2 protein-coding genes and 1 pseudogene are annotated in these 1,840 nt (G+C 65.2%); all 3 read left to right on the forward strand.

Annotated features, from left to right (window positions below; all coding sequences use genetic code 11):
• A partial coding sequence (arsB, locus tag ELI80_RS12540) for an ACR3 family arsenite efflux transporter (protein ID WP_136652272.1) occupies positions 1–986 on the forward strand: 986 nt, incomplete at its 5' end.
• On the forward strand, positions 983–1,414 hold the full coding sequence (gene arsC / locus ELI80_RS12545; protein WP_136652273.1) for an arsenate reductase (glutaredoxin): 432 nt from the start codon (positions 983–985) through the stop codon (positions 1,412–1,414). The genes arsB and arsC, both read left to right, overlap by 4 nt.
• A 13-nt stretch (positions 1,415–1,427) precedes the next feature.
• Positions 1,428–1,799: pseudogene (locus tag ELI80_RS12550) on the forward strand (NAD(P)H-dependent oxidoreductase); the annotation flags it as partial.
• Positions 1,800–1,840 lie beyond the last annotated feature (41 nt).

The following is a 1,840-nucleotide window of genomic DNA, read 5'->3' on the forward strand; positions in this document are numbered from 1 at the left end:
CTTCTCGATGGAAAACCCGGGTCAGTTCCGGGTGGAAATCAACACCGGGTCTCTTTGGCGTGCTGGCGGCGCTCGAGTATGCCTCGGTCAACCTCGTCGTTGCCGTTCTGATCTGGGCGATGGTCTATCCGATGATGATCGCGGTGGATCTGGGCTCGCTGAAGGCGGTGGGTCAGCGCCCGAAGGGCCTTGTCATCACGCTGGCGATCAACTGGCTCATCAAGCCCTTCACGATGGCGGCGCTGGCGGTCCTGTTCTTCAACCACGTCTTTGCCGGACTGATCGACCCGGAGCGCGCGCCGGAATACATCGCCGGGCTGATTCTGCTCGGGGCGGCGCCCTGCACGGCGATGGTCCTCGTCTGGTCACAGCTCACGAAGGGCGATCCCAACTACACGCTGGTGCAGGTCTCCGTGAATGACCTGATCATGGTCGTGGCCTTCGCCCCTATCGTGGCGTTCCTTCTGGGCGTGACCGACATCAGCGTGCCGTGGGAGACGCTGATCCTGTCGGTCGTCCTCTACATCGTCATTCCCCTGATCGCGGGTCTCATGACGCGCCAGGCGCTGATTGCGAAAGGCGGCGAGGCCGCGGTGACGGCGTTCACGGCACGGATCAAGCCGGCCTCCGTCGTGGGTCTCCTGATCACCGTGGTCTTGCTTTTCGGCTTCCAGGGGCCGGTGATCCTCGCGCAACCGCTGCTGATCGCGCTGATCGCGGTCCCGATCATTATCCAGTCCTACGGCATCTTCGCGCTCGGGTATGGATGGGCATACCTTTGGGCCGTGCCGCACCGAGTGGCAGCGCCTTGCGCGCTGATCGGCACGTCAAACTTCTTCGAACTCGCGGTCGCCGTGGCGATCGGGCTCTTCGGGCTCAACTCCGGCGCGGCGCTGGCCACGGTGGTCGGCGTCCTGGTCGAGGTGCCGGTGATGCTGAGCCTTGTCGCAATCGCGAACCGGACACGCGAGAGGTTCCCTGAATGAGCACCTTCCCGGTCGTCATCCACCACAATCCGGACTGCGGCACCTCCCGCAACGTGCTCGCGATCATCCGGGCGGCCGGGTACGAGCCGACCGTCATCGAGTACCTCAAGGAGGGCTGGACGCGCCCGCAGCTTAAGGCGCTTTTCGCAGCCGCCGGGATCACGGTGCGCGAGGCGCTGCGGGTCGCGCGCTCCCCGGCCGAAGAGATGGGGCTTACCGCGCCGGACGTGTCCGATGACGCGCTCCTGGACGCCATGACGCGCCACCCGATCCTCGTGAACCGCCCGATCGTCTGCACGCCGAAGGGCGTCAGGCTCTGTCGCCCGTCCGAGACTGTCCTCGATCTGCTCGACAAGCTCCCTCCGGGTCCGCTTGCCAAGGAGGACGGCGAATTGATCATCGACGCCGAGGGAAACCGGATTGACTGACACCCTGACCGATCTGACCACACCACAACTCGACGAGACGAGCTTCGCGGCAATCGACCACGACCGGCTGCTGTCCCCTGCCATCAGCACGCATCCGCCCCGCATCCTGATCCTGTACGGCTCGCTTCGGGCGCGATCGTTCAGCCGACTGTCGGCCGAGGAGGCCGGGCGTATTCTCACAGCGCTCGGGGCAGAGGTCCGGTTCTTCAACCCCTCAGGCCTGCCGCTGGTCGACGACGGGGTGGATGCCAGCCACCCGAAGGTGCGCGAGCTGCGCGATCAGGTAGCTTGGTGCGAAGGCATGGTCTGGTCGAGCCCCGAGCGGCACGGCGCCATGACCGGGCTGATGAAGACACAAATCGACTGGATTCCCCTATCCGAGGGTAAGCGTCCGGCCTGACTGCCCTGCCGGGTTCAGGGAGTGAT

It is taken from the genome of Paracoccus aeridis (assembly GCF_004923205.2).
Lineage (GTDB): Bacteria > Pseudomonadota > Alphaproteobacteria > Rhodobacterales > Rhodobacteraceae > Paracoccus > Paracoccus aeridis.

What these genes read in the sequence shown, in the direction of transcription:
- arsC (WP_136652273.1), top strand. Translation starts at nt 983, where the DNA reads ATGAGCACCTTCCCGGTCGTCATCCACCACAATCCGGACTGCGGCACC.